This window comes from Agromyces sp. H66, from assembly GCF_004959775.1.
In the GTDB taxonomy this organism is placed as follows: Bacteria; Actinomycetota; Actinomycetes; order Actinomycetales; family Microbacteriaceae; genus Agromyces.
In genome coordinates this window covers 1-25,734 of the sequence record NZ_SJZG01000011.1, presented here as the reverse complement: position 1 = coordinate 25,734, position 25,734 = coordinate 1, and the positions used below count along the sequence as shown (strand labels likewise).

Here is a 25,734-nt window from a genome sequence, read left to right as displayed (position 1 = left end):
TGTGGAAGCGCTCCCCGCGCCGCGGCGTTCCGTGCTGCGGGTCGGGTGCTGAGGGGGTTTCCGGGAGGAGGTGTGGTCATGGTCTACCTCGACCATGCCGCCACGACCCCCATGCGCCCAGAGGCGATCGAGGCGCTCACGGCCGCCCTGAGGGTCGTGGGGAATCCATCGTCGATCCACAGTGCCGGCCAGGGGGCGAAGCGCCTGCTCGAGGAGTCGCGCGAACGCGTCGCCGCGACGCTCGGGGCCGACGGCATCGAGGTCGTGTTCACCGGCAGCGGCACCGAGGCCGTGAACCTCGCGATCAAGGGGCTGTGGTGGAGCCGGCAGGCGGATGCCTCGACGTCCCGTCCGCGCCCGCGCATCCTCGTCCCGGCGGGGGAGCACCACGCCACGATCGACACCGTCGAGTGGCTGGCCGAGCACGAGGGCGCCGTCGTCGAGGAGGTGCCGGTCGACGAGGTGGGGCGGGTGCGGCTCGACGCGCTCGCCGCGGCACTCGAGCGGGACGCGGCATCCGTGGCGCTCGTCACCATGATCTGGGCGAACAACGAGGTCGGCACCATTCAGCCCGTGGCCGAGGTCGCCCGCCTCGCCGCGCGCGCCGGCGTGCCGCTGCACGTCGACGCGATCGCCGCGTACGGACAGCTGCCGATCGATTTCCACGGTCTGCGCCGGGCGACGGATGCCCCGGCCGGCGCCGGTCTCGTCGCCCTCAGCGTCTCGGCGCACAAGATCGGCGGGCCCGTGGGCATCGGGGCGCTCGTGCTCGACCGGTCGGCGACGATCGAGCCGCTGATCCACGGCGGCGGACAGCAGCGCAAGGTGCGCTCGGGCACCCAGGACGTCGCGGCGGCCGCGGCGTTCGCGGCGGCGGCATCCACGGTGCACGACCGACTCGACGCGGATGCCGAGCGGATGTCGCGACTGCGCGATCGGGTCATCGCGGGCGTCCTGGCGGCGGTGCCGTCGGCGGTGTTGTCGGGCGACGCCAGGCCGGGCGGACGACTGCCCGGCAACGTGCACGTCTCGTTCCCCGGCTGCGAGGGCGACTCGCTGCTGTTCCTGCTCGACATGGCGGGCGTCGCCGTCTCGACGGGGTCGGCCTGCCAGGCGGGTGTGCCCGAGCCGTCGCACGTGCTCATGGCGATGGGGCGCTCCGAGGCGGACGCGCGCGGGGCGCTGCGCATCACGCTCGGACACGGGTCCACCGACGCCGACGTCGATGCGTTCCTCGCGGCGCTGCCGGGCGCCTACGCCCAGGCGGCTCGCGCCGGGCTCGCGGCCCGGGCGACGTCGTTCGACCGCTGAGCGGGCGAGCCCGCGGCATCCGCCCGGCATCCACTCGCGGGCCCGTCGGCATCCGTTCAGCACCGGTTTCGTACACTGGAACGATGCGGGTTCTGGCAGCGATGAGCGGCGGCGTCGACAGCGCCGTCGCGGCGGCGCGCGCCGTCGACGCGGGGCACGACGTGGTGGGCGTGCACCTCGCGCTCAGCCGCATGCCCGGCACCCTTCGCACCGGCAGCCGCGGCTGCTGCACGATCGAGGACTCGATGGACGCGCAGCGCGCCGCGAACGTGCTCGGCATTCCGTACTACGTGTGGGACTTCTCCGAGCGGTTCAAGGCCGACGTGGTCGACGACTTCATCGCCGAGTACTCCGCGGGCCGCACGCCCAACCCGTGCATGCGCTGCAACGAGCGCATCAAGTTCGCCGCGCTGCTCGAGAAGGCGCTCGCGCTCGGCTTCGACGCGGTGTGCACCGGCCACTACGCGACCATCGTGACGGATGCCGCGGGGAACCGCGAGCTCCACCGGGCGAGCGCCTGGGCGAAGGACCAGTCGTACGTGCTCGGCGTGCTCACCGCCGAGCAGCTCGCGCACGCCTACTTCCCGCTGGGCGACACGCCCTCGAAGCAGCTCGTGCGCGAGGAGGCGGCCCGGCGCGGGCTGAGCGTCGCGCAGAAGCCCGACTCGCACGACATCTGCTTCATCCCCGACGGCGACACCCGCGGCTGGCTCGCCGACAAGGTCGGCACGGCCACGGGCGACATCGTCGACCGGTCGGGTGAGGTCGTCGGGTCGCACGAGGGCGCGCACGCGTACACGGTCGGCCAGCGCCGCGGGCTGCGCCTCGGCACGCCCGCGCCCGACGGCCGCCCGCGCTTCGTGCTCGAGGTGCGGCCGAAGGAGAACACCGTCGTGGTCGGGCCGAAGGAGGCGCTCGCGACGGCCGAGATCGCCGGCTCGCGCTACACGTGGGCCGGGCAGCCGCCCGAGGATGCCGCGACGCCGTTCGCGTGCGAGGTGCAGATCCGGGCGCACGCCGACCCGGTGCACGCGATGGCGGTCGTGGCCGGCGGCGAACTGGTGATCACCCCGGAGCATCCGCTCGACGGCGTGGCACCCGGGCAGACCGCGGTGGTGTACGTCGGCACCCGCGTGCTCGGCCAGTGCACCATCGACCGAACGGTGAGCGCGGTCCCCGTCGACGCCTGAGCAGGGTGTCGCGGGCTGCGGGCAATCGCGCCGTCGCGACATCCGTCGATCTCCGGAATCGCCCGGAGGAAATCCCCAGCTTCGGTGCGGACTCTCGCCGCAGGGAGCCGAGTCGCGTAGATTCGCGGCTGGCGCTACCCCCGGCGCCATGCACGTGACGAGGAGATACCAGTGTCCTACCCGCTGTACCCCGCCGATCCGACCGCAGACCCGGCCGAGCCGTTCCGGAAGCTCGACACGGGGCCGATGACTGCCCCGGTGGCCACCGTCGGCCAGCGACCCGGCGCGTGGGAGAACGTCGTCGACGACCGCCCGCCCACGGCCGAGGAGTTGCTCGAACGCCAGCGGGAGCGATTCGGCGGAGTCAAGGTCGGCTCGGCCTTCTTCGGGCTGCTCATCACCGTGGCCGTGGGAGCGATCCTCGGCGGTGTCCTCGCCACCGCCGGCGCGGCACTCGGACTCGGTCCGCTGCTGCTTCCGCGAGTCCCGGCGCGGGTCGCGTCGTTCGACGCCGAGCTGGTCGGCTGGTTCGTCCTGAGCGCGGGGCTCGCGATCGTGCTCGTCGCGTTCTACTGCGGCGGGTACGTGGCGGGGCGCATGGCGCGCTTCAGCGGCTTCGTGCAGGGACTCGCGGTCTGGGCCTGGGCGCTCGTCGTCGCGATCCTCGCAGGCGTGGCCGGCTTCCTCTTCGGCGGCCGCCTGGTCGACGACGTGACCGACCGCGTCGACGGATTCGGACGCCTCCTGTTTCCCGAGGACTTCGTCGTGATCGCGGCCATCATCGCGGCCGTCGTCGTGGCCGTCGCGGGACTGGGCGTCGCCATGCTCGGCGGCATGGCCGGCATGCGGTACCACCGACGCGTGGACCGCGTCGCGCTCGACGCGTAGCGTGCGATCTCGCGGTGCGCGGAGCCTGAACGCGTGCGGAGCCTGAACGCGCCGAGCCTGAACGCGCGCCGAGCCTGAACGCGCGCCGAGCGTTGGCTGCACGTCGCGAGTACGGGAATCGGGCGCCTGTCAAGGCCCCTACCGCAGCGCCCGCATCGTCATAGGGTCGGATCGGCGCCGCAGGCATCACCCATGGGCGGCGCACGACGAGAGGGGACCATCATGAGCACCTCATCCGACCGGCCGGGTCGAGATCCCTACCCGGCGAACACGCCCGCATCCACGCCCGCGGACCCGGTCGTCGATCGCGACCGTGACGGCGTCGACGACCGCCGTGAGGTCGCCGACCGCGACCGTGTGGACGACCGCCGCGAGATCGTGGACCGCGACCGCGACGGCGTGGACGACCGCCGCGAGGTCGTCGATCGCGACCGCCACCTCGTCGATCGCGACGAGGTCATCGCCCGCGAGCGCGAGGCGTTCGGCGGCGTGAAGGCGGGATCGGCGTTCTTCGGCTGGCTCACCGCCACGGGCACCGCCGTACTCCTCACCGCGCTGCTCGCCGCGACCGGTGCGGCGCTCGGGCTCGGCATCGTCGAGTCCGACACGGCCGTCGACGACGCCGCCGTCGACGCCGAGACCGTCGGCTGGGTCGGCGCGATCGCGCTGCTCGTGATCCTGTTCGTGGCCTACTACGCCGGCGGCTACGTCGCCGGCCGCATGGCCCGCTTCAACGGGATCCTCCAGGGCATCGCGGTGTGGGTCTGGGCGCTCGTCATCGCGATCATCGTGGCGCTGGTCAGCGTCGTGCTGGGGAGCCAGTACGACGTGCTCGGCGAGCTGAACGTCTTCCCGCGGTTCCCCGTGGCCGAGGGCGATCTGACTGTGGTCGGCATCATCACCACGATCGTCGTGATCATCGCGAGCCTCGGCGGCGCGATCCTCGGCGGCAAGGCCGGCACGCACTACCACCGCAAGGTGGATCGCGCCGGCCTGGTTCCCGAGCGGTAGCCCGCGAGAGGCGGAGGCGGGGCGCGAGGGCGCCCCGCCTCGTCGCGTATCCGAGGAGATCCGGATGTTCGATGACCGACTGGGCACGATTCGACCTCGGCTGTGCGAATCTCCTCGCATGGCGTTCGCCCGGCGTCCGCGACGGCGTCGGAGGCCGCCCATAGGATGGCGCGTGTGAGCGACATCCCAACCGATTTCGAATCCGCCCGCGCCGAAGCGGAGGAGCTCGCCGAACGCATCGAGCGATATCGCACCACGTACTACTCCGAGGGCGTCAGCCTCGTCAGCGATGCCGAGTACGACGTGCTCTTCCATCGCCTCGAAGCCCTCGAACGCGAGTTCCCCGAGCTCGCCGGTCAAGACAGCCCCACCCAGCAGGTCGGTGCGGCGCTCGTCTCCGCCGGCTTCCCGCCGCACGAGCACGCCGAGCGCATGCTCAGCCTCGACAACGTCTTCACGCTCGACGAGTTCGCCGAGTGGGCGACCAAGGCGCAGGCGGCGGCAGGGCGTCCGGTGCGCTGGCTCTCGGAGCTCAAGATCGACGGACTGGCGATCAGCCTCGCCTATCGCGACGGCGTGCTCGAGACGGCCACGACCCGAGGCGACGGCCGGGTGGGCGAGGACATCACCGAGAACGTCGACCTCATCCCCGCGATCCCGCGGCGACTCGAGGGCGAGGGATATCCGTCGTTCTTCGAGGTCCGCGGCGAGGTGTTCCTCCGATCCGAGGACTTCGAAGCGCTCAACGCGCGGCAGCACGCGCTGCAGGCGGAATTCGCCGACGAGCAGCGGGCCAGGGGCAGGGCGGATGACGCGATCCCGACCCGATTCCCCGAGTTCGCGAACGCGCGCAACACGGCGGCCGGCAGCATCCGCCAGCGACGCGAGAACAAGTCGCCGCAGCAGCTCGAGCTGATGCGCGAGCGCCTGGGGAGGCTCTCGCTGTACCTGCACGGCATCGGCGCGTGGGACGACCCGCCCGTCTCGAGCCAGTCCGAGATCTACGGCCTCCTCGCCGGCTGGGGCCTGCCCGTCTCGCCGCACACGCGGGTGTTCGACACGATCGACGAGGTCACCGCCTTCATCGCGCACCACGGCGAGCACCGCCACGACGTCGAACACGAGATCGACGGCATCGTCGTGAAGGTCGACGAGCTCGCGCTCCACGCCGAGCTCGGCGCGACCAGCCGGGCGCCGCGCTGGGCGATCGCCTACAAGTACCCGCCCGAGGAGGTGCACACGAAGCTCCTCGACATCCGCGTCGGCATCGGCCGCACCGGGCGTGCGACACCCTACGCGGTGATGGCACCGGTGAAGGTGCAGGGCAGCACGGTGCAGCAGGCGACGCTCCACAACCAGGAGGTCGTGAAGGCCAAGGGCGTGCTCATCGGCGACACCGTCGTGCTCCGCAAGGCGGGCGACGTGATCCCCGAGATCCTCGGTGCGGTCGAAGAGCTCCGCGACGGCACCGAGCGCGAATGGCAGATGCCCGCCGAATGTCCCGAGTGCGGCACGCCGCTGCGCCCCATGAAGGAGGGCGACATCGACCTGCGCTGCCCGAACGCGAGGTCCTGTCCCGCACAGGTGCGCGGGCGCGTGGAGCACATCGGGTCGCGCGGCGCCCTCGACATCGAGGCGCTCGGCGAGGTCACCGCCGCCGCACTGACGCAGCCCGAGTTCCCCGAGGTGCCGCCGCTCGTCACCGAGGCGCGGCTGTTCGAGCTCACCATCGACGAACTCGTGCCGATCGTGGTCGTCGTGCGAGACCCCGAGACCGGAGAGCCGAAGGTCGACGAGCAGACCGGCGAGGCGGTGCGGCGCGCCCCGTTCCAGAAGATCACGCGTCAGGCGACCAGATCCCGGCCCGCGGAGTACGGCCCGTCGGGGGCCGCGATCAAGCTCCTCGACGAACTCGAGAAGGCCAAGACCAAGCCGCTCTGGCGCATCCTCGTGTCGCTGAACATCCGCCACGTCGGCCCGGTCGCGGCACGTGCCCTCGCCGACCACTTCGGATCGCTCGAGGCCATCCGCACGGCGTCGCGCGAAGAACTCGCCGAGGTCGAAGGCGTGGGCGGCATCATCGCCGACTCCCTGCTCGAGTGGTTCGAGGTCGACTGGCACCGCGAGATCGTCGACCGGTGGTCGGCGTCCGGCGTGCGGTTCGTCACCGAGGGCCATCCCGGGCCGGGCCGCGCTGCGGAGGCGGGCGGCGTGCTGGCCGGACTCACGGTCGTGGCGACCGGCTCCCTCGACGGGTTCACCCGTGAGGGCGCGCAGGAGGCGATCATCGCGGCGGGCGGCAAGGCGGCCTCGAGCGTGTCGAAGAAGACCGACTTCGTCGCGGCAGGGCCGGGCGCCGGTTCGAAGCTCGCGAAGGCGGAGGAACTCGGCGTTCGGGTCATCGACGCCGCCCAGTTCGCGCGCCTCGTGACCGAGGGACCGGCGGCGCTCGACACGTGACCGGGAGCGGGGAGATCAGGCGATGACGGATGACGCGGGCCGAGGTGCAGACGATGCCGGCACCGGTGCCGACCCGGACGCCGGGTCCGACGCCGACCCGGGGCGCGCTCCCGGCACGAGCCGCCGGGACTTCCTGAGGATCGGCGGCGCCGCGGCCGCCGGCGCCGTGGTCGGTGGTGGCGTGGGCGCGGCGGTCGGTGCCGCCGTCGGCCATCGGGCAGGACTCGACGAGGGTCTCGGCGACGTCGTGCCCCTCACGCCCCGGCAGGAGGCCGGCTTCGACCATCTCGTCGTGCTGATGGGCGAGAACCGGTCGTTCGACAACCTCCTCGGCTTCCTCTACACGCCCGACGACCTGCCCGACGGCGAGGCGTTCGAGGGCCTCGCGTTCGGCGACCACCGCAACACGTCGCCCGACGGCACCGAGGTCGCCGCACACGTCTACGACGGGCCGACCGACGAGATCATGGGTCGCCCGAATCCCGATCCGGGCGAGGAGTTCCCGCACGTCAACACCCAGCTCTTCGGCACCGTCGACCCGGCCACGAACGCCGAGCTGTTCGTCGAGCACATGGAGGCGCCCTACAACACGCCCCCGAAGGGCGCGGAGGCGTCGATGTCGGGCTTCGTGCGCGACTACTGGATCAACTTCATGCGCCTGCGCAAGGGCGTGCCGCCCACCGCCGACGAGGCCCGGCAGATCATGGGCTCGTTCTCGCCGCAGATGCTGCCGGTGCTCTCGACCCTGGCGAAGAACTTCGCCGTCTACGACCACTGGTACTGCGCCGTGCCGTCGCAGACGTTCTGCAACCGGTCGTTCTTCCATGCCTCGACCTCGCACGGCTTCGTCACGAACAAGCACGGCGGCGGCTACGAGAAGTGGCTCGATGCGCCCGCGACGCCGACCATCTTCAACCGCCTCGAAGACGCCGGCATCTCGTGGCGGATCTACTTCGACGAGTTGCAGCTCGTGTCGTTCACGGGCGTGCTGCACGCCCCGGTGCTCGAGCCGTACTGGCGCACCGAGCACTTCGCCACGATGACCGAGTTCTACGAGGACGCGCGCCTCGGCACCCTGCCGGCGTACGCGTTCATCGAGCCGCGCATGACGTACAACCACAACGACTTCCACCCGCCGTTCGGCGCACTCCGGGAGGAGGTCGTCGACGGTCGCCCGGTCATCGACAGCGCCGTCTCCGACGTGCGGGCGGGGGAGGCGCTCGTGCACGAGATCTACGAGGCCATCAAGCGCAGCGACGCGCCCGAGGGCTCGAACGCGATGAACACGATGCTCCTCATCACGTTCGACGAGCACGGGGGCACGTACGACCATGTGCCGCCCCCGCCGGCCACCCCGCCGCACGACGGCTCCGAGGGCGAGATGGGGTTCGGTTTCGACCGACTCGGATGCCGCGTCCCCGCGATCGCGGTGTCGGCCTACACGCGGGCGGGCACCATCGTGCACGATGAGACGCACCACGCCGCCGTCATCGCGACGCTCTCTCGGCTGCACGGGCTCGAACCGCTCACCCGGCGGGATGTCGGAGCCAACGACCTGTTCGGCGCCGTCAACCTCGACGAGCCGCGCCCGCCGATCACGTGGCCGTCGACCATGCCCCAGTACCTCCCGCCGAACCCGCAGGCCGAGGCGCCGCACCCGGCCCACGCGCACAAGGACAAGCCGCTGAGCCCGCCCGCACGGGGGCTCCTCGGACTCCTGCTGGCGAAGTACGGCGCGCCCGGCGCGGAGGAGCCGGCGACGTACGCCGACGCCTACGAACTGCTCCACACGCACGGCATCGGCCTCTTCGGCGCACCCCGTTAGAATCGGTGGGATCCCCATCCCGACACGACGGAGCAGCATGTCCGAAATCAATGCGGAGCAGGTCGCCCACCTCGCGAACCTCGCCCGCATCGCGCTCACCGAGGAAGAGATCGAGCACCTCACGGCGGAGCTCGGCCAGATCATGCAGGCGGTCGAGAAGGTGAGCGAGGTGGCCACCCCCGACGTGCCGCCGACGAGCCACCCCATCCCGATGCAGAACGTCTTCCGCGACGACGTCGTGGGCGACATCCTCACCGTCGAGCAGGCGCTCTCGGGGGCACCCGAGTCCGACGGCTCACGGTTCGTGGTCTCGGCGATCCTGGGGGAGGAACAGTGAGCGAACACCTGATCCGGCTCACCGCCGCCCAGCTCGGCGAGCGCCTCGCCTCGGGCGACGTCTCCTCGGTCGAGGCCACGCGAGCCCACCTCGACCGCATCGCCGCCGTCGACGGCGCGGTGCACGCGTTCCTGCACGTCGACGGCGAGCGCGCCCTCGACACGGCCGCCGACATCGACCGCCGCCGCGCCGCGGGCGAAGAACTCGGCCCCCTCGCCGGCGTGCCGATCGCCATCAAGGACGTGCTCGTCACCGAGGGCATGCCCTCGACGGCCGGGTCGCGCATCCTCGAGGGCTGGGTGCCCCCGTATGACGCGACACCCGTGCGCAGGGTGCGCGAGGCCGGCATGGTCGTGCTCGGCAAGACCAACATGGACGAGTTCGCGATGGGCTCCTCGACCGAGCACTCGGCCTACGGGCCCACGTACAACCCGTGGGACCTCGAGCGCATCCCCGGCGGCTCGGGCGGGGGCTCCGCGGCATCCGTCGCCGCCTTCGAAGCCCCCGTGGCGCTCGGCAGCGACACGGGCGGCTCGATCCGCCAGCCCGCGCACGTCACCGGCACCGTCGGCGTGAAGCCCACCTACGGCGCGGTGAGCCGGTACGGCTCCATCGCGCTGGCCTCGTCGCTCGACCAGGTCGGTCCGGTCACGCGCACGGTGCTCGACGCCGCCCTCCTGCAGGACGTCATCGCGGGCCACGACCCGCGCGACTCGACGTCCATCCCCGAGGCGTGGCCGTCCATGGCCGACGCGGTACGGCGAGCGGATGTCGCGGGCCTCCGCATCGGCGTCGTGAAGGAGCTCGACTCCGACGGCTTCCAGTCGGGCGTGCGATCGCGCTTCCACGAGGCGCTCGAGCTGCTCGAGCGGGGCGGCGCCGAGATCGTGGAGGTGAGCGCGCCGCACTTCGAGTACTCGATCGCCGCGTATTACCTCATCCTTCCCGCCGAGGCGTCCTCCAACCTCGCGAAGTTCGACTCGGTGCGCTTCGGCCTGCGGGTCACGCCCGAGGGCGGCGGCACGGTGGAGCAGGTGATGGGCGCCACCCGTGAGGCCGGCTTCGGCCCCGAGGTGAAGCGGCGCATCATCCTCGGCACCTACGCCCTGTCGGCCGGCTACTACGACGCCTACTACGGCAGCGCCCAGAAGGTGCGCACGCTCGTGCAGCGCGACTTCGACGCGGCGTTCGCCAAGGTCGACGTGCTCGCCACGCCGACCGCGCCGACCACCGCGTTCAAGCTCGGCGAGAAGCTCGACGACCCGCTCGCGATGTACCTCAACGACATCGCGACGATCCCGGCCAACCTCGCCGGGGTGCCCGGCATCTCGGTGCCCGCCGGTCTCGCCCCCGAGGACGGCCTGCCCGTCGGCATCCAGTTCCTCGCGCCGGCGCGCGAGGACGCTCGCCTCTACAACGTGGGCGGCGCCCTCGAGCGGCTCCTGGTCGAACAGTGGGGCGGTCCGCTCCTCGACCGGGCTCCCGATCTTTCGTCACATGAGATGGCCGCGGCCGAGGAGGGTGTCGTCTGATGGCGCGCGCAGAACTGATGGACTTCGACGAGGCGCTCGAGCTGTTCGAGCCGGTCATCGGCCTCGAGGTGCACGTCGAGCTGAACACCCGCACGAAGATGTTCTCCCCGGCGCCCAACCCGGCGAACTCCGAGTTCCACGGAGCCGAGCCGAACACGCTCGTCGCCCCGGTCGACCTCGGCCTGCCGGGTTCGCTCCCGGTGGTCAACGGCGAGGCCGTGCGCAACTCGATCTCGCTCGGGCTGGCGCTCGGCTGCAGCATCGCCGAGTCGTGCCGGTTCGCCCGCAAGAACTACTTCTATCCCGACCTCGCGAAGAACTACCAGATCTCGCAGTACGACGAGCCGATCGCGTTCGAGGGCTCGGTCGAGGTGGAGCTCGAGAACGGCCGGGTCTTCCAGGTGCCGATCGAGCGTGCGCACATGGAGGAGGACGCGGGCAAGCTCACGCACGTGGGCGGTTCCACCGGGCGCATCCACGGTGCGGAGTACTCGCTCGTCGACTACAACCGCGCGGGCGTGCCGCTCGTCGAGATCGTCACCAAGCCGATCTTCGGCGGTGAGGCGGATGCCCCCGCGCTCGCGCGCGCCTACGTGTCGACGATCCGCGACATCGTGATCTCGCTCGGCATCTCCGAGGCGCGCATGGAGCGCGGCAACCTCCGTTGCGACGCGAACGTGTCGCTGCGCCGGCGCGCTGCGGCGGGTGAGCCGGCCGAACCCCTCGGCACGCGCACCGAGACGAAGAACGTGAACTCGTTCCGCTCGATCGAGCGCGCGGTGCGCCACGAGATCCAGCGGCAGGCGGCCATCCTCGCGAAGGGCGGCACCATCACCCAGGAGACGCGCCACTGGCACGAGGACACCGGCACCACGAGCCCCGGTCGTCCGAAGTCCGATGCCGACGACTACCGGTACTTCCCCGAGCCCGACCTGCTGCCGGTGGTGCCGTCGAGGGAGCTCGTCGAGGAGCTGCGGGCCGCGCTGCCCGAGCCGCCCGCGGCACGCCGTCGACGGTTGAAGGCCGAGTGGGGCTTCACCGACTTGGAGTTCCAGGGCGTCGTGAACGGTGGCCTGCTCGTCGAGGTCGCCGAGACCGTCGCCGCCGGCGCGACGCCCGCGGCGGCCCGCAAGTGGTGGACGGGCGAGCTCAGCCGACTCGCGAACGCCCGCGAGACGGATGCCGCGTCGCTCGTGACGCCCGCCGACGTCGCCGAGCTCGCGGCGCTCGTCGAGGCCGGCACGCTCACCGACCGGCTCGCCCGGCAGGTGCTCGAGGGCGTGGCCGACGGCGAGGGCTCGCCGCAGCAGGTCGTCGACGCCCGTGGCCTGGCCGTCGTGTCCGACGACGGCGCGCTGGTTGCGGCCATCGACGAGGCGCTCGCGTCCCAGCCCGACGTGCTCGCGAAGATCCGCGACGGCAAGGTGCAGGCCGCTGGCGCCGTGATCGGCGCGGTCATGAAGGCGATGCAGGGCAAGGCGGATGCCGCACGCGTGCGCGAGCTCGTGCTCGAGCGTGCGGCGAGCACGGGTGCAGACGCATAGCGACCACGCATCGCGCTCACAGCGGGTTCAATGGCGACGGCCGTAGATTGGTCGTCCCCTGAGCGATTGACGAGGACGACATGGGTTTCCTGGACCGACTGTTCGGCGCATCGGACGAGCGCACGGCGCCGCCCTCACGGCAGGTCCCGCCAGCCCGGCCGCTGAGCGAAGATGAGCTGGCCGTCGAGCGGTACCGCTACCTGCTGCGCACGGCGCCGCCCGAGTCGATCGAGGCCGTGCACGCCGAGGCGTTCGCGAAGCTGACGCCCCAGCAGCGTGCCGAGGTCTTCCGCACGCTGTCCGAGCAGGCCCCGCCCGGTGAACGCCTCGTCTCCGACGAACCTGCAGCCCTGGCGCGCGCCGCCACGCGAGCGGAGATGCGCGAGCCCGGCACCATGGAGCGCGCGTTCTCGGGCGCCGGCGCGCGCGGTGCGGCGCCATCCATGGGGCAGATGATCGGCAGCTCGATGCTCGGCACCATCGCCGGCGTGGTCATCGGCTCCGCGATCGCCCAGGCGTTCCTTCCCGACCCGTCCGCGTTCGAGGCGGGCGGCGATGGCGGTGACGTCGCTGCAGATGCCTCCGGCGCCGACGCGTCGGGTGACGCGGGTGGCGACTGGGGCGGTGGCGACTGGGGCGGTGGTGACTGGGGCGGCGGCGACTTCGGCGGCGGCGACTTCGGCTTCTGACGGAGCCGGGAACCGCCGATGACGGCGGTGCGGGCTAGGGTCGCATCATGAGCAAGCAGGACGGCTCGTCGCGTCAGGTCACGACGGGTCCGGTCGACGACTCGGCGACCCCGATCCTGCACGTCGACATGGACGCGTTCTTCGTGTCGGTCGAGTTGCTCAGCCGTCCCGACCTCCGCGGCAAGCCGGTGCTCGTCGGCGGCACCGCCGGTCGCGGCGTGGTGTCCGCGGCAAGTTACGAGGCACGCCGGTTCGGCGTGAATTCCGCCATGCCGATGTCGATCGCGCTGCAGCGCTGCCCGAACGCCGTCGTGCTGCGCGGCGACTACGCCAGCTATTCGAGGTACTCGAAGCGGGTCATGGAGATCTTCGGCGAGATCACGCCGCTCGTCGAGCCGCTGTCGATCGACGAGGCGTTCCTCGACGTGTCGGGGGCCCGGCGACTGCACGGCAGCCCGGCAGAGATCGCCTGGACGATCCGCGAGCGCGTGCGTGCCGAGACGGGGCTCACCTGCTCGATCGGGGTCGCGGCCACGAAGTACGTCGCCAAGGTCGCCTCGAGCCGGGCGAAGCCCGACGGGATGCTCGTGGTGCCCGCCGCCGACACGGTCGCGTTCCTGCACCCGCTTCCCGTCTCGGCGCTGTGGGGCGTCGGCCGGGTCACCGAGGAGTCGCTGCGCCGGCTCGGGCTCCGCACCGTCGGCGATGTCGCCGCGATGCCCCACGACGCGCTCGAACGCGCCGTCGGCCCTGCGCTCGCGGCTCGGCTCGGGCGGCTCGCGAACGGCATCGATCCGCGTGACGTGCACACCACCCGCGCCGAGAAGAGCATCGGCCACGAGAACACGTTCCTCCATGACCTCACCGACCCCGACGAGATCCGGCGCGAGCTGCTCCGCCTCTCGAACAACGTCGCGGTGCGGTTGCGCAAGGCCGGGCTCCTCGGTCGCACGGTGACGCTGAAGCTCCGGTACGGCGACTTCCGCACCGTCACGCGGTCGCGCACGCTGTCCGAGCCGACGGATGTCGCGCGCCGCATCTACGACGAGGCATCCGACGCCCTGGCTGAGCTCGTCGGCCACGGCGAGCGCGTGCGTCTCATCGGCGTCCGCGCCGAGCACCTGCGGCCGTCGGGCGGCGGCGCGATGCTGTGGGATCCCGACGAGGAGTGGCGCGACGCCGAACGCACGATCGACGAGGTCACCGCGAAGTTCGGCACCGGCGCCGTGCGTCCCGCCACGCTCGTGCGGCCCGGAGGGGAGCGTCGGAGCGAACGGCCGCGCCCCGGCACCGACCCCGACGACGACGACGCCGCGGCGGCCGCTGCCGGGTGGGGGTGGTAGCCCGCACCACGGGCGAGTAGCGTGGCCCGCATGGCTGAACTCGTACTGGAACTCGCAGAGACCGTCGCCGGCGTCGGCGTGAAGACCTCGTACGGGGAGACGGTCGACATCGACGGCACCAAGATCGTGCCCGTGGCCCTCGGCTACTACGGCTTCGGGGCCGGCGGCGGCAAGGACGACAAGGGCGACGAGGGCAGCGGCGGCGGTGGCGGCGGCGTTTCGATTCCGCTGGGCGCATATGTCGGTCGCGGCGGCGACGTTCGATTCGAACCGAACCTCATCGGGCTGCTCCTCGTGGTGACTCCGCTCGTCTGGGTGACCGGCAAGGCCCTGAAGGTGGTCATCCGCGCCCTCAAGCGCTGACCCGTGCCGGAGCCGCCACGTCGCGGCGTATACTCGGTGGCGAACACGGGAGTCCGGTGAGCCGGGCTGAGAGGAAGGTTCTCAACCTTCGACCGTCGAACCTGATCTGGGTCATGCCAGCGCAGGGAGGGCATCACATCTCAATCCCGTGCCTCTTTCAACGAACAGAAAGGGCACGAACAGTGCACGCAACCGTCACCTCATCCGAATCCACCGCGACCGGCTCGCGCCGCTTCCGCTGGCGGGTCGTCGACATCGTCGTCGCGAGCGTCGTCGGCGTCGCCGTCGGCGTGATCTTCTGGGCCTGGGGCGTCGTCTGGGGACCGATCTCGGCACCCATCGAGGCGCTCCTTCCCGGCCTCCAGGCCGCGCCGGCCGCCGTCTGGCTCGTGGCGGGCGTGCTCGGTGCGCTCATCATCCGCAAGCCGGGCGCCGCGCTCTACACCGAACTCGTCGCGGCGATCGTCTCCGCGCTCATCGGCAGCCAGTGGGGCGGCCTGCTCACCATCGAGGCCGGGCTCGTCCAGGGCCTGGGCGCCGAACTCCTCTTCGCGCTCTTCCTGTACCGGAACTGGCGCCTGCCGGTCGCGCTGCTCGCCGGTGCCGCCGCCGGGCTCGGCATGGCGATCAACGACCTGATCCTCTGGTACGTGGGCGCAGCGCCGACCTTCGCCATCGTGTACGTCATCTCGGCGATCGTGGGCGGCGCCCTCATCGCCGGGGGGCTGTCCTGGTTGGCCGTGCGCGGTCTCGCCCGCGCGGGAGCCCTCGATCGGTTCGCCGCGGGACGCGAGCTCCGGGCGGCCTGACGTGGCTCCGCACGAGGCGCTCGGAGCCCGTGCGGCCGCGGTCTCCGCGCAGGGGTGGGGCTGGCGGCACGGCGGGCGGCGCACGCCCGCCGTGCACGACCTCGACCTCGAGATCGCGCCCGGCGAGCGGGTGCTGCTGCTCGGTGCCTCCGGATCCGGCAAGTCGACCCTGCTGCACGGCATGGCCGGCGTCCTGGGCGGAGACGACGAGGGCGACGCGACCGGTCGGCTGCTCATCGATGGCCGGCCGGCCGCGGCGACCCGCGGCCGGTCGGGGCTCGTGCTGCAGGACCCCGACGCCCAGGTCGTGATGGCGCGGGTCGGCGACGACGTGGCGTTCGGGCTGGAGAACCTCGGCATCCCGCGCGAGGAGATCTGGCCGCGCGTCGACGCGGCGCTCGACGCGGTGGGCCTCGACCTGCCGCGCGACCACTCCACCGCCGAGCTCTCGGGCGGACAACGCCAGCGCCTCGCGCTGGCGGGCGTGCTGGCCATGCGTCCCGGGCTGATCCTGCTCGACGAACCGACGGCGAACCTCGACCCCGCCGGGGTCCTGGAGGTCCGCGACGCCGTGGCACGCGTGGCCGAGGAGTCGGGCGCCACGTTCGTGGTGATCGAGCACCGCGTGTCCACGTGGCTTCCGCTCGTCGACCGCGTGATCGTGCTCGGCACGGGCGGTGCGCTCATCGCCGACGGCGCGCCCGGCGACGTGCTCGACGCGCGGGCCGCCGAGTTGCGTGCCGCGGGCGTGTGGCTGCCGTCGGAGGTGCCGTGGCACGCGCCGGCCCCCGGCGCCGCGTCGAGGCATCCGCTGCTCACCGCCGATCGACTCGACGTCGCCCGCGTACCGGGCGTTCCCGTGCTCCGCGGCGTGGACGTGCAGGTCGACGGCGGCGGGATCCTCGCCGTGACCGGACCGAACGGCGTCGGCAAGTCGACGCTCGCGCTGACTCTCGCCGGACTCCTGCGCCCCGAGGGCGGCCGGCTCATCGCGGGTCCCGAGCTCGCGAAGGGTGCGCACGGCGAGCCGTGGCGCTGGCGGTCGCGCGAGCTCCTCACCCGTATCGGCACGGTGTTCCAGAGCCCCGAGCACCAGTTCCTCGCGGGTTCGGTGCGCGCCGAACTCGAGGTCGGGCCGCGCGCGCTGAAGCTGCCCGCGGCGGAGGTGGACGCGCGTACCGAAGCGCTGCTGCATTCGTTGCGCCTCGACCGGCTCGAAGGCGTCAACCCGTTCACGCTGTCGGGCGGCGAGAAGCGGCGGCTATCGGTCGCCACGGCGCTCGCCACGAGACCGCGGATGCTCGTGCTCGACGAGCCCACGTTCGGCCAGGACGCGAACACCTGGCGCGAGTTGGCGCGGCTCATCGTGGCCCTGCGCGACGACGGCGTCGGCGTCGTCGCGGTGACGCACGACGAGGCCTTCGTCGACGCCGTCGCCGACCGTCGGCTCGAGCTGCACCGGCCGGCGGGCGACGAACGGGTCGCGCCCGCGGGAACGGCCTCCGGGGAGGCACGTCGATGAGCATCGCCTCCGTTCGCCCCGGCCTGCCGCTCGCGGCCGTGAATCCGGTCGCGAAGGTCGCCGCGACCGTGCCGCTCAGCATCGTGCTCGTGCTCACCCTCGATCCCGTCTCTGCGGCCGTCGCGATCGCCTGCGAACTGCTGGTCTTCGCGCTCGTCGGACTCGGCCCGCTCGTGTGGTCGCCGCGGACGCTTCCGATCTGGATCGCCGCACCGCTCACCGGTCTCAGCATGGTGCTCTACGGGGCGCCGTCGGGTGAGACGTACTGGCAGTTCGGGGTCATCCACGTCACCGAGGGGTCGCTCCTCATCGGCCTCGCCACCATGACGCGCGTCATCGCGATCGCCCTTCCCGCCGTGGTGCTGTTCCTGACCATCGACCCCACCGACCTCGCCGACGGACTCGCGCAGACCCTGCACCTGCCATCGCGGTTCGTGCTCGGGGCGCTCGCGGGCCTCCGCCTCGTCGGGTCGAGCGTGGACGACTGGCGCACGCTCCGGCTCGCTCGCCGGGCCAGGGGCGTCGCCGACCACGGCATCGTCCGGCGCGGGCTCGGCCAGGCGTTCGCGCTGCTCGTGCTCGCCATCCGTCGCGGTTCGACGTTGGCCACGGCGATGGAGGCACGTGGTTTCGGTGCGCCCGTGGACCGCACCTGGGCGAGGACCGCGCGATTCGGCGCGGTCGAGTGGTCGGTCATCGCGGTCGGATGCCTCGTCGCGGCGATCGCGGCGACGGCCGCGATCCTCGCGGGAACGTGGAACGTTGTCTGGGCGGCGTGAGGTCGCGGCCGATCGGGTCGCGACGGCGTCGGTGTCCGCCGTGCTCGAGCGGCTTCGCGGCACCCGCGGTCCCCTCCTGCTCATCGATGGGCCGAGCGGGGCGGGCAAGAGCACCCTTGCCGATGCGGTGCGGACGGCGTGGCCCGGTCGCGCGCCGCGACTCGTGCGCCTCGACGACGTGTACCCGGGCTGGTCCGGTCTCGAGCAGGCGGGCGTCGTCCTGGCCCGCTCGCTGGTGCCGCCCGTGCGCCGTGGCGGGGTGGGCGGTTGGCGTCGCTGGGACTGGGCGCGGGCCAGGCCCGGCTCGCTCGAGCGGCTCCGCCCCGGCGGTCCGCTCATCGTGGAGGGTTGCGGCGCGTTCGTCGTCGGCGACGGGGAGCCCGACGCCCTGCGCGTCTGGGTCGACGCGCCGGATGCGCTCCGAAAGCGGCGGGCGCTCGATCGCGACGACGGCGCCTACGACCCGTTCTGGGAGCTCTGGGAACGCCAGTGGCGCCGGTACGTGCGCCGCCGATCGCCCGAGCGCCGCGCCGACCTCCGCGTGCGTGCGGTGCCCGACGCATCGCCGCGCTAACGTAGACACATGAGCGCAGACACGGCAAAGACCGACTACGTCGCCGAGTTCATCGACGGCCCACTCGAGGGCGACTTCGAGCATCGGGCGCTCGTCGGCGGCAAGCCAGAGACCCGTGTCGGCATGATGGCCGCCGTCGACGGACTCGAGTCCCTCTTCTGGTACGACGCCGTGGAGCAGCGCGAGGTGAACGGCCAGCTGCGCGTGCGCTTCAAGTTCGACGCCGACGACTCCGACCCGGTGGAGTTCGACCAAGACGACAACGACTGACGATCGACGCCCGCCTGCCGTGCGCAGGGGGCGCCGGTGCGCCGTCAGCCCGCTTGGCTCGCGAGGAAGGCGCCGATGAGCGGCGCCGGGTTCGTGAGCCGCCACACCGGACCCGGGTCGCGGATGTCGCCAGACAGCGTCAGCGGCGACGCCAGCTCACCGGTCGCGGTCGACACGGTCACGCGGCCCACCTCGCGTCCGTCGGGCGCGGTCGAGAACGCCTGGACGTCGACGGATGCCTCGCCGAACGCGTTGCCCCACGCGGCATCCGTTCGGCTGACCGACGCGACCACGTCGGCGCGGTCGCCCCACGGCGCCACCGCCTGGGCGTACCGCGTGCCGGCCTCGATGACGGTGACCGGTGCGGCGGCGGCGATCGCCGATTCGACCGCGGCGGCGACGGCGGGGTCGAGCGTCTCGTAGTCGGGCATCAGCAGCATGGCGCCCGTGATGCGCGTCGGCTCCCCGTCGGCGCCCACGGCGACCGGCAGTTCGGTGGTGAACACGTAGCTGAGCGCGGCCTGATCGGTGAAGCTCCGCGTGATCGCGCGGATGTCTCCGCTCTCGGACCGGTCGACGACGTCGGGGACCCGGCGCGCGGCGGGCGGCGCCTGCTCGGGGTCCTCGAGCATCGCCGCGAGCGCCGGATCGGCCAGTACGAGCCCCGCGAGCCGGGCGAGCTCGTCGGCGGTGCCGACGTTGTCGCCCGACAACCCGGTCGCGTCGTCGACGCGGGTCTGGGTGAAGCCGTGTTCGTCGAGCCACTCGTTCGCCTGGTCGACGTAGGGGCCCAGGTCGCCGAACGCCCACCGCACGAGCGTGTCGGCGTGGTTGTTGCTCGACGCGAGCAGCACGGCGCGCACCACGTCGCGCTGGGTCCAGGTCTCGCCGGGGGAGACCTGGAGCACGCGGGATCCCTCGGCCGAGTATCGCAGGTAGTCGGTGTAGTCCGCGGGGCCGATGGGGATGCCGGGACCCTCGCCGTCGGCGGGGAGGGGCAGCGAGTCGAGCGTCACGAGCAGCGTCACGAGCTTCGCCGCGCCGCCGATGGGCACGGCACCGGTCTCGCCTGCGGTCGCGACGGTCTCGCCGGTGCCGTCGTCGGCCAGTACCGCGAGCGCGCTGGCGCCCGTGTCGGGCAGCACGAGTGCGGGAACCTCGGATGTCGCGGCCGCGGTCGGCTCGAGACGCACGTCGACGTCGGGCAGCGGCCCCAGGAGCATGGCCGGGCCGTATACGCCCACGCCGAGGATGGCCAGCGCGCCGACGACGATGCCGACGATGCGGCCGGGGGAGGTCATGGCATCAGCGTAACGCGGCGAGCCTCACGCCCAGCCCAGGTCGTGCAGCCGGTCGTCGTCGATGCCGTAGAAATGCGCGATCTCGTGCACGAGCGTGACGTGGATCTCGTCTCGCAGTTCCGCTTCGTCGTCGGCGATCGCGAGCAGCGGCTCGCGGTAGAGGATGATCCGGTCGGGCATCTCGCCGAGGCCGTATCGGTCGCGTTCCGTGAGCGCGAACCCGTCGTAGAGGCCGAGCAGGTCGAGCGATCCGTCTTCGGGGCGGTCCTCGACGACGAAGACGACGTTCTCGAGTCCGTCGACCATCTCGTCGGGCAGGCGGTCGAGTTCGTCGACCACGAGGGCCTCGAACGCTTCGGCATCGAGGTGCACGCACGGCTCCGATCGGTGGCGGAGAGAAGACTTGGGGTGAGTAACGGGGCTTGAACCCGCGACCTGGTTGTGAATACTGCACCACAACCAGGCGCTCTTGGGGTGAGTAACGGGGCTTGAACCCGCGACCTCCTGGACCACAACCAGGCGCTCTACCGACTGAGCTATACCCACCATGTGTCGACCGCCGAAGCGATCGGGCAACTCAAAAAGATTACTACACCTTGGCCTCGAACTCGTCCACGACGGAGGCGGCGAGCGTCTGCAGCTCCTGGCTCGACGGACCGGGCTCGGCGACGAAGATCGCTCGGCGGTAGTACTGGAGCTCGCGAATGGACTCGAGGATGTCGGCGAGGGCCCGGTGGCCGCCGTTCTTCGCGGGAGAGTTGAAGTACGCGCGAGGGTACCAGCGCTTCGACAGCTCCTTGATGGAGGAGACGTCGACGTTGCGGTAGTGCAGGTGCCCGTCGAGGCGGGGCATGAACTTCGCGAGGAAGGCGCGGTCGGTGCCGATCGAGTTCCCCGCGAGCGGGGCCTTCTGCTCGTCGGGAACATGCTTCAGCACGTATTCGAGCACCTCGTACTCCGCCTCGGCGACGCTCACGCCGTTGGGGATCTCCTCGATCAGTCCGGACTCGGTGTGCATGGCGCGCACGAACTCGCCCATCGACTCGAGGGCGCTCGCGTCGGGCTTGATGACGATGTCGAGGCCGCCGTCGACGGGGTTGAGGTCGTAGTCGGTGATGACGACCGCGATCTCGACGAGCTCATCGACCTCGAGGTCGAGCCCGGTCATCTCGCAGTCGATCCAGACCAGTCGGTCGCTCGAGGTTGCCATGCGCCGAGTCTACCGGGGCGGTCGGACATGGCCGCCGCGGCGGCGGAGCGGGCGTCCCCCCGGAGAGATTCGAACTCCCGACCAAGTGGGTAGAAACCACCTGCTCTGTCCACTGAGCTACGGGGGGCGGTGGAGCGACGCACTGACAGCATATCGACCGGGATCGAATGCCGTCGTCAGTCGTCGGCGGGCACGTGCTCGTCGTCGACGCCCGGGCTCGGGGCATCCGGCGCGCGGCGGCTCGGGGCATCCGCCGATGGCCGGTGCAGGGCGAGTGCGATGAGCGGGAACAGGAGCACCGAGAGCATGCCGGCGCCGACGAGCGCGGCCGCGGTGCCGCTCGAGAGGTCGCCCGCGTCGACGCCGATGGCGGTGACGGCGACGATGATCGGCAGTCCGGTTGCGCCGAACAGCGCCGTCGCGGCGAGATCGCGACGACTCGACCCGGGCGGTGCCGCGAACATCGACGGCACGCCGCGGACGACGAGGAACAGGACGAGGAAGACCGGCAGGAGCACGAGGGTGCGCACGTCGCCGACCAACGCCTCCAGGTCGAACGTGACCCCTGTGGCGATGAAGAAGATCGGCACGAGGAACCCGTAGCCGAGTGCCTCGACCTTGCCCTCGATGAATTCGACGTCTCGGTCGGGCGCGCCCGACAGGATGAGGCGGTAGAGCACCCCGGCCGTGAACGCCCCGAGCAGTATGTCGAGTCCGAGTTCGACGCTGAGCGCGATGAGCGCCACGAGGACGAGCACGACGAGGCGAACGGCGAACTGGCCGCTCGTGTGCATGGTGGCGCCGATGATGCGGTGGAGGCGTCGGCCGACGCCGCGCGCGGCGAGCCAGATGGCGGCACCGGCGATCAGGGCGAACGCGACGAGCACGAGCGCGGCGGTGAGGGGCGAACGACCGCTCAGGAAGAGCGAGATCGCCAGCAGCGGGCCGAATTCGCCGATCGCGCCGAGCGCGATCACCGAGATCCCGAACGGCGTCCGAAGATCTCCGGAGTCTCGGAGGACGGGCATGATCGTGCCGAGCGCCGTCGACGTGAGCGCGATGCCGATGAATCCGGCGGCGGCGAGGTCGGGTGAGAGCAGTGCGGCGATCCCGATGCCGGCGGCGAGCGAGATGATCCAGCCGATCGCCGCCCTGGTGAGCGGCCGGCCTCGGATGGCGCGGAAGTCGATCTCATTGCCGGCGAGGAAGAAGAGCATGGCGAGGCCGAAGTCCGCGAGGAACGCCATCAGCTGGTCGGGCACGATCCAGCCGAGCATCGCCGGACCGAGCAGGAGCCCCAGCAGGATCTCGAACACGACGAGCGGAATCGCGATCCAGCGGGAGACGGCCCGCACCAGGAGCGGAGCCGTGATGGCGACGGCGGGGAACAGCACCAGCGTGCCGATCGTGTACTCCACCGCGCCCCCCGGATCCAGCTCGCGCCCATCTGCGCCTGCCGAGATGGTATCGGAGCGAGCGTCTCGGGGTGCGGGTCCGCGGTCCGTGCGTTTCGGCGTTTCGTGCACGAAACATCGCGGCGGTATCGTCGTGGCATGCGCGACCTGCAGGCGAGAATCATCGAAGAGCTCCACGTCAGCCCGGCCATCGACCCCGCCGAGCAGGTGCGCGCCCGGATCGACTTCCTGAAGACCTACCTGCGCACCACCGGTGCGGCCGGCTTCGTCCTCGGCATCAGCGGTGGGCAGGACTCCTCGCTCGCCGGCCGGCTGTGCCGGCTGGCGGTGGAGGAACTCGCCGCGGAGGGCGACCCGGTGCGGTTCGTCGCGGTTCGCCTGCCCTACGGCGTGCAGCGCGATGAGGCCGACGCGCAGGTGGCGCTCGACTTCGTGCAGCCGGCCGAGACGATGGTCTTCAACATCATGGAGCCCGTCGACGAGCTCGCCGAGGAGGTCGGCGAGGCGACCGGCATCGCCCTGACCGACTTCGGCAAGGGCAACGTCAAGGCCCGCATGCGCATGGTCGCCCAGTACGCGATCGCGGGTGAGGCCCGCCTGCTCGTGGTGGGCACCGACCACGCCGCCGAGGCGGTCACGGGGTTCTTCACGAAGTACGGCGACGGCGGCGCCGACATCCTGCCGCTCACCGGCCTGACGAAGCGGCAGGGTCGGGCCATGCTCCAGCACCTCGGAGCCCCCGAGCGGCTCTACCTCAAGGTCCCCACGGCCGACCTCCTCGACCACGATCCCGGTCAGGCCGACGAGGCGAACCTGGGCCTGAAGTATCACGACATCGACGCGTACCTCGAGGGCGAGGAGATCGACGCCGGGATCGCCGAGCGCATCGAGGCGCGATTCCTCGACACGCGCCACAAGCGGGCGGTGCCCGTCTCGATGTTCGACGATTGGTGGATCTGACCGCCTGACCCTCGGGCGCGCCGCCCGATCCTCAGGCGCGCGCGTCGTCGAGGGTGGGCGTCGGAGCCGTGTCGTTCGCCCGTGGCGCCGGGTCGATGGTGGCGGTGCCCTGATACCGTGCGTGGTGCTGCTCGGCGACCCAGGCGTCCTGCGCCTCGACCGCGGCCTGCTCGGGCTCCTGGCGTTGGGTCCGCCACCGCACGAGGTCGTCCTGGAACTGCTTCCGGGTGCGTGACGGATGCCGCTCCCACGCGAGCAGCCGGTCGCGGAACTCGACGACGGCGGGGTCGAGCTGGTAGCCGAACGTGGCGGACGCCCGCTTGAGTTCGTGCAACTGGTGGGCCGCCCAGTTCGCGGCGACGTCGGATCCGCGGACGGGCAGCAGCCGCACCTGGATGTCGGCCTGCCCGACCATGCGGTCGGCGAGCACCTGTTCCTGCGGCGTGAGCGAGTTCCACACCGAGGCCTCGGTCGCGGAATCGACGAGCGCGGCGATCGCCGCGGCCTTGGCCTCGCGGTCGCGCTGCGCCACGACGCGGCGAACCGCGGTGCCGGCGATCCAGGCCGCGAGAAGGCCCGACGCGAGCACCGAGACGAACAGCACCACCGCGGCGAACACGGTCGGGCGCGCGGCGCTCGAGGTGAGCCATGAGATGAGGTCGTTCCACCACTCCATGAGCGAAGGCTAACGTCGCCGATGCGCCACGCGGTCGATGCCGCACGGCGTGCCCGGATCAGGGGTCGGGGCGGTCAACGGAAGCACTCGGCGGCGTCGGGCGCCGACCAGAACTCCCCGAGGGGCATCGACCGGATGCCGCCGGCCACGAGTCGGCGTGCCGCCCAGCGTTCGAGCCCGCCGACCTCATGGCGCTCGATATGCCCCAGCACGGGTCCGCCGGTGCGCGAGACCCGCCAGAGCGACGGCGCCGCCTGCGTGATCGTGAGCCCGGGCACCCGGGCGGGGAAGCTCTCGCGGGGCCGTGCGAGCATGGTGACGGACATCGTCGCTCCTCTCCTCGTGCAGCCGGCCCTGCGTCTGGTTCGACGGTACGCGGACCCACCGTCATCCGTCGCGGGGCGACGGACCACGGTGGGAGGTTCGCGGGCCGGCCCTGCTCAGGCGAGCACGGTGCCGTGCGCGGCGAAGGGCTCGATGCGTGAGATCTCGTCGTCGGTGAGCGCCGGCGCGTCGAGGGCCGCGATGTTCTGCTCGAGCTGCGCCACGCTCGAGGCGCCGATGAGTGCGCTCGCGACGAGCGGCTCGCGCAGCACCCACGAGAGGGCGAGCTGGGCGATCGTCTGGCCCCGCTCGGTTGCGATCTCCTCGAGACCGCGCACGCGTTCGAGGTAATCGGGGCTGATGCGCTCCGCCGAGAGGAATCGGCTGGTCGCCGCACGAGAGTCCGCAGGCACGTCGCCCGAGAGGTAGCGATCGGTGAGCAGGCCCTGCGCCAGCGGCGAGAACACGATGCTCGCCGCGCCGACCTCCTCGAGCACCGGGAAGAGGCCGTCCTCGATGTGGCGGTCGAACATCGAGTAGCGCGGCTGGTGGATCGTGAGCGGCACGCCCTCGGACTCGAGGGCCGCCGCGGCCGCGCGGGTCTGCTCGGGGTCGTAGTTGGAGATGCCGACGTAGAGCGCCTTCCCCTGGCGCACCGCGTGGGCGAGCGCGCCCATCGTCTCCTCGACGGGGGTCTCGGGATCGGGTCGGTGAGAGTAGAAGACGTCGACGTAGTCGAGTCCGAGCCGGCCGAGGCTCTGGTCGAGCGAGGCGAGCAGGTGCTTGCGCGACCCGAAGTCGCCGTACGGTCCGGCCCACATGTCGTATCCGGCCTTCGACGAGATGATGAGCTCGTCGCGGTACGGCGCGAGGTCGGTGGCGAGCAGACGGCCGAAGTTCTCTTCGGCGCTCCCGGCGGGCGGACCGTAGTTGTTCGCGAGGTCGAAATGGGTGACGCCGAGGTCGAACGCTCGCCGTACGATCACGCGCTGCGTGTCGAGCGGGCGCCCGTGGCCGAAGTTGTGCCACAGGCCGAGCGAGAGCGCGGGGAGCTTCAGTCCGCTTCGGCCGACCCGGTTGTAGCGCATGCGGTCATAGCGTTCCTGAGCGGCGACGAAGGTCATGCCGTTACTCTATGGCGATGGAGAGCTACGTTCTGGCCGGGGGCTGCTTCTGGTGCCTCGGGGCTTGTCAAGTTGTCTGTGTAAGCGGGTACGGGGATGGTGGTTAGAGGTGGGGGTTGATGCGTTCGGGGTAGACGAGCGCGAGTTGTTCGAGGGCCTGTTTCCAGTTCGTGGTGATGTTGCCCTCGATGAGCCTGCCGCTGGCCTTGCGTTTGTCGGCGGGTAGCCCGCGTTCCTTCTCGCGGGCTCGGGCGCGCTTGTCCTCGATGTCGCAGAT

25 protein-coding genes, 2 tRNA genes, 1 pseudogene and 1 riboswitch are annotated in these 25,734 nt (G+C 71.6%); of the genes and pseudogenes, 18 read left to right on the top strand and 10 right to left on the bottom strand.

Going from position 1 to position 25,734, the window contains the following annotated elements:
* Nucleotides 1-78 precede the first annotated feature (78 nt).
* The 17 genes from EZM51_RS16265 to EZM51_RS16185 all read left to right on the top strand — a co-directional run bounded on the left by EZM51_RS16265 (nt 79) and on the right by EZM51_RS16185 (nt 18,447).
* Nucleotides 79-1,311 carry a cysteine desulfurase family protein gene (locus tag EZM51_RS16265; RefSeq protein ID WP_136709362.1) on the top strand — a complete coding sequence of 411 codons (1,233 nt, stop codon included), beginning with the start codon at nt 79-81 and terminating at the stop codon, nt 1,309-1,311.
* 83 nt (nt 1,312-1,394) lie between these two features.
* Entirely contained in the window at nt 1,395-2,501 is a 1,107-nt protein-coding gene (gene mnmA / locus EZM51_RS16260) for a tRNA 2-thiouridine(34) synthase MnmA (protein ID WP_136709361.1), read from the top strand.
* A gap of 171 nt (nt 2,502-2,672) precedes the next feature.
* Nucleotides 2,673-3,389 (top strand): hypothetical protein, encoded by a 717-nt coding sequence (locus EZM51_RS16255; protein ID WP_136709360.1) that lies wholly within the window; start codon nt 2,673-2,675, stop codon nt 3,387-3,389.
* Nucleotides 3,390-3,611: 222 nt separating this feature from the next.
* Nucleotides 3,612-4,400 carry a hypothetical protein gene (locus EZM51_RS16250; protein WP_211195956.1) on the top strand — a complete coding sequence of 263 codons (789 nt, stop codon included), beginning with the start codon at nt 3,612-3,614 and terminating at the stop codon, nt 4,398-4,400.
* A gap of 165 nt (nt 4,401-4,565) precedes the next feature.
* Nucleotides 4,566-6,860, top strand: coding sequence for an NAD-dependent DNA ligase LigA (gene ligA / locus EZM51_RS16245; RefSeq protein WP_136709359.1), 2,295 nt, complete (start codon nt 4,566-4,568; stop codon nt 6,858-6,860).
* A 22-nt stretch (nt 6,861-6,882) separates the two neighbouring features.
* Complete coding sequence (locus tag EZM51_RS16240) at nt 6,883-8,685, top strand: alkaline phosphatase family protein (protein WP_136709358.1); 1,803 nt, start codon at nt 6,883-6,885, stop codon at nt 8,683-8,685.
* 37 nt (nt 8,686-8,722) lie between these two features.
* Nucleotides 8,723-9,022 (top strand): Asp-tRNA(Asn)/Glu-tRNA(Gln) amidotransferase subunit GatC, encoded by a 300-nt coding sequence (gene gatC, locus EZM51_RS16235; RefSeq protein WP_136709357.1) that lies wholly within the window; start codon nt 8,723-8,725, stop codon nt 9,020-9,022.
* Nucleotides 9,019-10,554 carry an Asp-tRNA(Asn)/Glu-tRNA(Gln) amidotransferase subunit GatA gene (gene gatA / locus EZM51_RS16230; protein WP_136709356.1) on the top strand — a complete coding sequence of 512 codons (1,536 nt, stop codon included), beginning with the start codon at nt 9,019-9,021 and terminating at the stop codon, nt 10,552-10,554. Before gatC ends, gatA begins: the two co-directional genes overlap by 4 nt.
* A complete protein-coding gene (gene gatB / locus EZM51_RS16225) occupies nt 10,554-12,098 on the top strand; it encodes an Asp-tRNA(Asn)/Glu-tRNA(Gln) amidotransferase subunit GatB (protein WP_136709355.1) in 1,545 nt (514 codons plus the stop codon). The genes gatA and gatB overlap by 1 nt, the downstream gene beginning before the upstream one ends.
* An 80-nt stretch (nt 12,099-12,178) precedes the next feature.
* A complete protein-coding gene (locus EZM51_RS16220; RefSeq protein ID WP_136709354.1) occupies nt 12,179-12,787 on the top strand; it encodes a hypothetical protein in 609 nt (202 codons plus the stop codon).
* Between the two features lie 47 nt (nt 12,788-12,834).
* A complete protein-coding gene (locus tag EZM51_RS16215) occupies nt 12,835-14,130 on the top strand; it encodes a DNA polymerase IV (protein WP_136709353.1) in 1,296 nt (431 codons plus the stop codon).
* A gap of 30 nt (nt 14,131-14,160) precedes the next feature.
* Entirely contained in the window at nt 14,161-14,493 is a 333-nt protein-coding gene (locus tag EZM51_RS16210) for a hypothetical protein (RefSeq protein ID WP_136709352.1), read from the top strand.
* A 35-nt stretch (nt 14,494-14,528) separates the two neighbouring features.
* Nucleotides 14,529-14,638, top strand: a riboswitch (TPP riboswitch).
* A gap of 37 nt (nt 14,639-14,675) precedes the next feature.
* A complete protein-coding gene (locus EZM51_RS16205; RefSeq protein WP_136709351.1) occupies nt 14,676-15,302 on the top strand; it encodes an ECF transporter S component in 627 nt (208 codons plus the stop codon).
* A gap of 1 nt (nt 15,303) precedes the next feature.
* On the top strand, nt 15,304-16,824 hold the full coding sequence (locus EZM51_RS16200; RefSeq protein WP_248305710.1) for an ATP-binding cassette domain-containing protein: 1,521 nt from the start codon (nt 15,304-15,306) through the stop codon (nt 16,822-16,824).
* Entirely contained in the window at nt 16,821-17,603 is a 783-nt protein-coding gene (locus EZM51_RS16195) for an energy-coupling factor transporter transmembrane component T (protein WP_136709350.1), read from the top strand. Before EZM51_RS16200 ends, EZM51_RS16195 begins: the two co-directional genes overlap by 4 nt.
* Complete coding sequence (locus tag EZM51_RS16190; RefSeq protein WP_211195955.1) at nt 17,587-18,177, top strand: ATP-binding protein; 591 nt, start codon at nt 17,587-17,589, stop codon at nt 18,175-18,177. The genes EZM51_RS16195 and EZM51_RS16190 overlap by 17 nt, the downstream gene beginning before the upstream one ends.
* 9 nt (nt 18,178-18,186) lie before the next feature.
* Nucleotides 18,187-18,447 carry a hypothetical protein gene (locus EZM51_RS16185; RefSeq protein WP_136709349.1) on the top strand — a complete coding sequence of 87 codons (261 nt, stop codon included), beginning with the start codon at nt 18,187-18,189 and terminating at the stop codon, nt 18,445-18,447.
* A gap of 44 nt (nt 18,448-18,491) precedes the next feature.
* Here the strand turns inward: EZM51_RS16185 and EZM51_RS16180 are convergent, their stop codons facing one another.
* The 6 genes from EZM51_RS16180 to EZM51_RS16155 all read right to left on the bottom strand — a co-directional run bounded on the left by EZM51_RS16180 (nt 18,492) and on the right by EZM51_RS16155 (nt 22,376).
* Nucleotides 18,492-19,748 (bottom strand): serine hydrolase, encoded by a 1,257-nt coding sequence (locus tag EZM51_RS16180; RefSeq protein ID WP_136709348.1) that lies wholly within the window; start codon nt 19,746-19,748, stop codon nt 18,492-18,494.
* Between the two features lie 24 nt (nt 19,749-19,772).
* Nucleotides 19,773-20,120, bottom strand: a complete 348-nt coding sequence (locus EZM51_RS16175; RefSeq protein WP_136709347.1) for a metallopeptidase family protein — start codon at nt 20,118-20,120, stop codon at nt 19,773-19,775.
* A 98-nt stretch (nt 20,121-20,218) separates the two neighbouring features.
* Nucleotides 20,219-20,294, bottom strand: a tRNA-His gene (locus EZM51_RS16170).
* A 43-nt stretch (nt 20,295-20,337) separates the two neighbouring features.
* The gene (gene orn / locus EZM51_RS16165) at nt 20,338-20,958 is read right to left on the bottom strand and encodes an oligoribonuclease (protein WP_136709346.1); all 621 of its coding nucleotides are present in this window, start codon (nt 20,956-20,958) and stop codon (nt 20,338-20,340) included.
* Nucleotides 20,959-21,012: 54 nt separating this feature from the next.
* Nucleotides 21,013-21,085, bottom strand: a tRNA-Arg gene (locus EZM51_RS16160).
* A 49-nt stretch (nt 21,086-21,134) separates the two neighbouring features.
* A complete protein-coding gene (locus EZM51_RS16155; RefSeq protein ID WP_136709345.1) occupies nt 21,135-22,376 on the bottom strand; it encodes a cation:proton antiporter in 1,242 nt (413 codons plus the stop codon).
* A 135-nt stretch (nt 22,377-22,511) separates the two neighbouring features.
* Between EZM51_RS16155 and nadE the strand changes: the two genes are divergently transcribed.
* Complete coding sequence (gene nadE / locus EZM51_RS16150; RefSeq protein WP_136709344.1) at nt 22,512-23,333, top strand: ammonia-dependent NAD(+) synthetase; 822 nt, start codon at nt 22,512-22,514, stop codon at nt 23,331-23,333.
* 31 nt (nt 23,334-23,364) lie between these two features.
* On the opposite strand, the gene EZM51_RS16145 is transcribed toward nadE, so the two are convergent.
* From EZM51_RS16145 to EZM51_RS16130, 4 genes and pseudogenes are all read right to left on the bottom strand, one after another.
* Complete coding sequence (locus tag EZM51_RS16145) at nt 23,365-24,009, bottom strand: hypothetical protein (RefSeq protein ID WP_136709343.1); 645 nt, start codon at nt 24,007-24,009, stop codon at nt 23,365-23,367.
* A gap of 74 nt (nt 24,010-24,083) precedes the next feature.
* Nucleotides 24,084-24,335: a hypothetical protein gene (locus EZM51_RS16140; RefSeq protein ID WP_136709342.1), complete on the bottom strand. Its 252-nt coding sequence runs from the start codon at nt 24,333-24,335 to the stop codon at nt 24,084-24,086.
* A gap of 114 nt (nt 24,336-24,449) precedes the next feature.
* Nucleotides 24,450-25,457, bottom strand: coding sequence for an aldo/keto reductase (locus EZM51_RS16135; protein WP_136709341.1), 1,008 nt, complete (start codon nt 25,455-25,457; stop codon nt 24,450-24,452).
* Between the two features lie 103 nt (nt 25,458-25,560).
* Nucleotides 25,561-25,734 (bottom strand): annotated as a pseudogene (locus tag EZM51_RS16130) (IS256 family transposase); the annotation flags it as partial.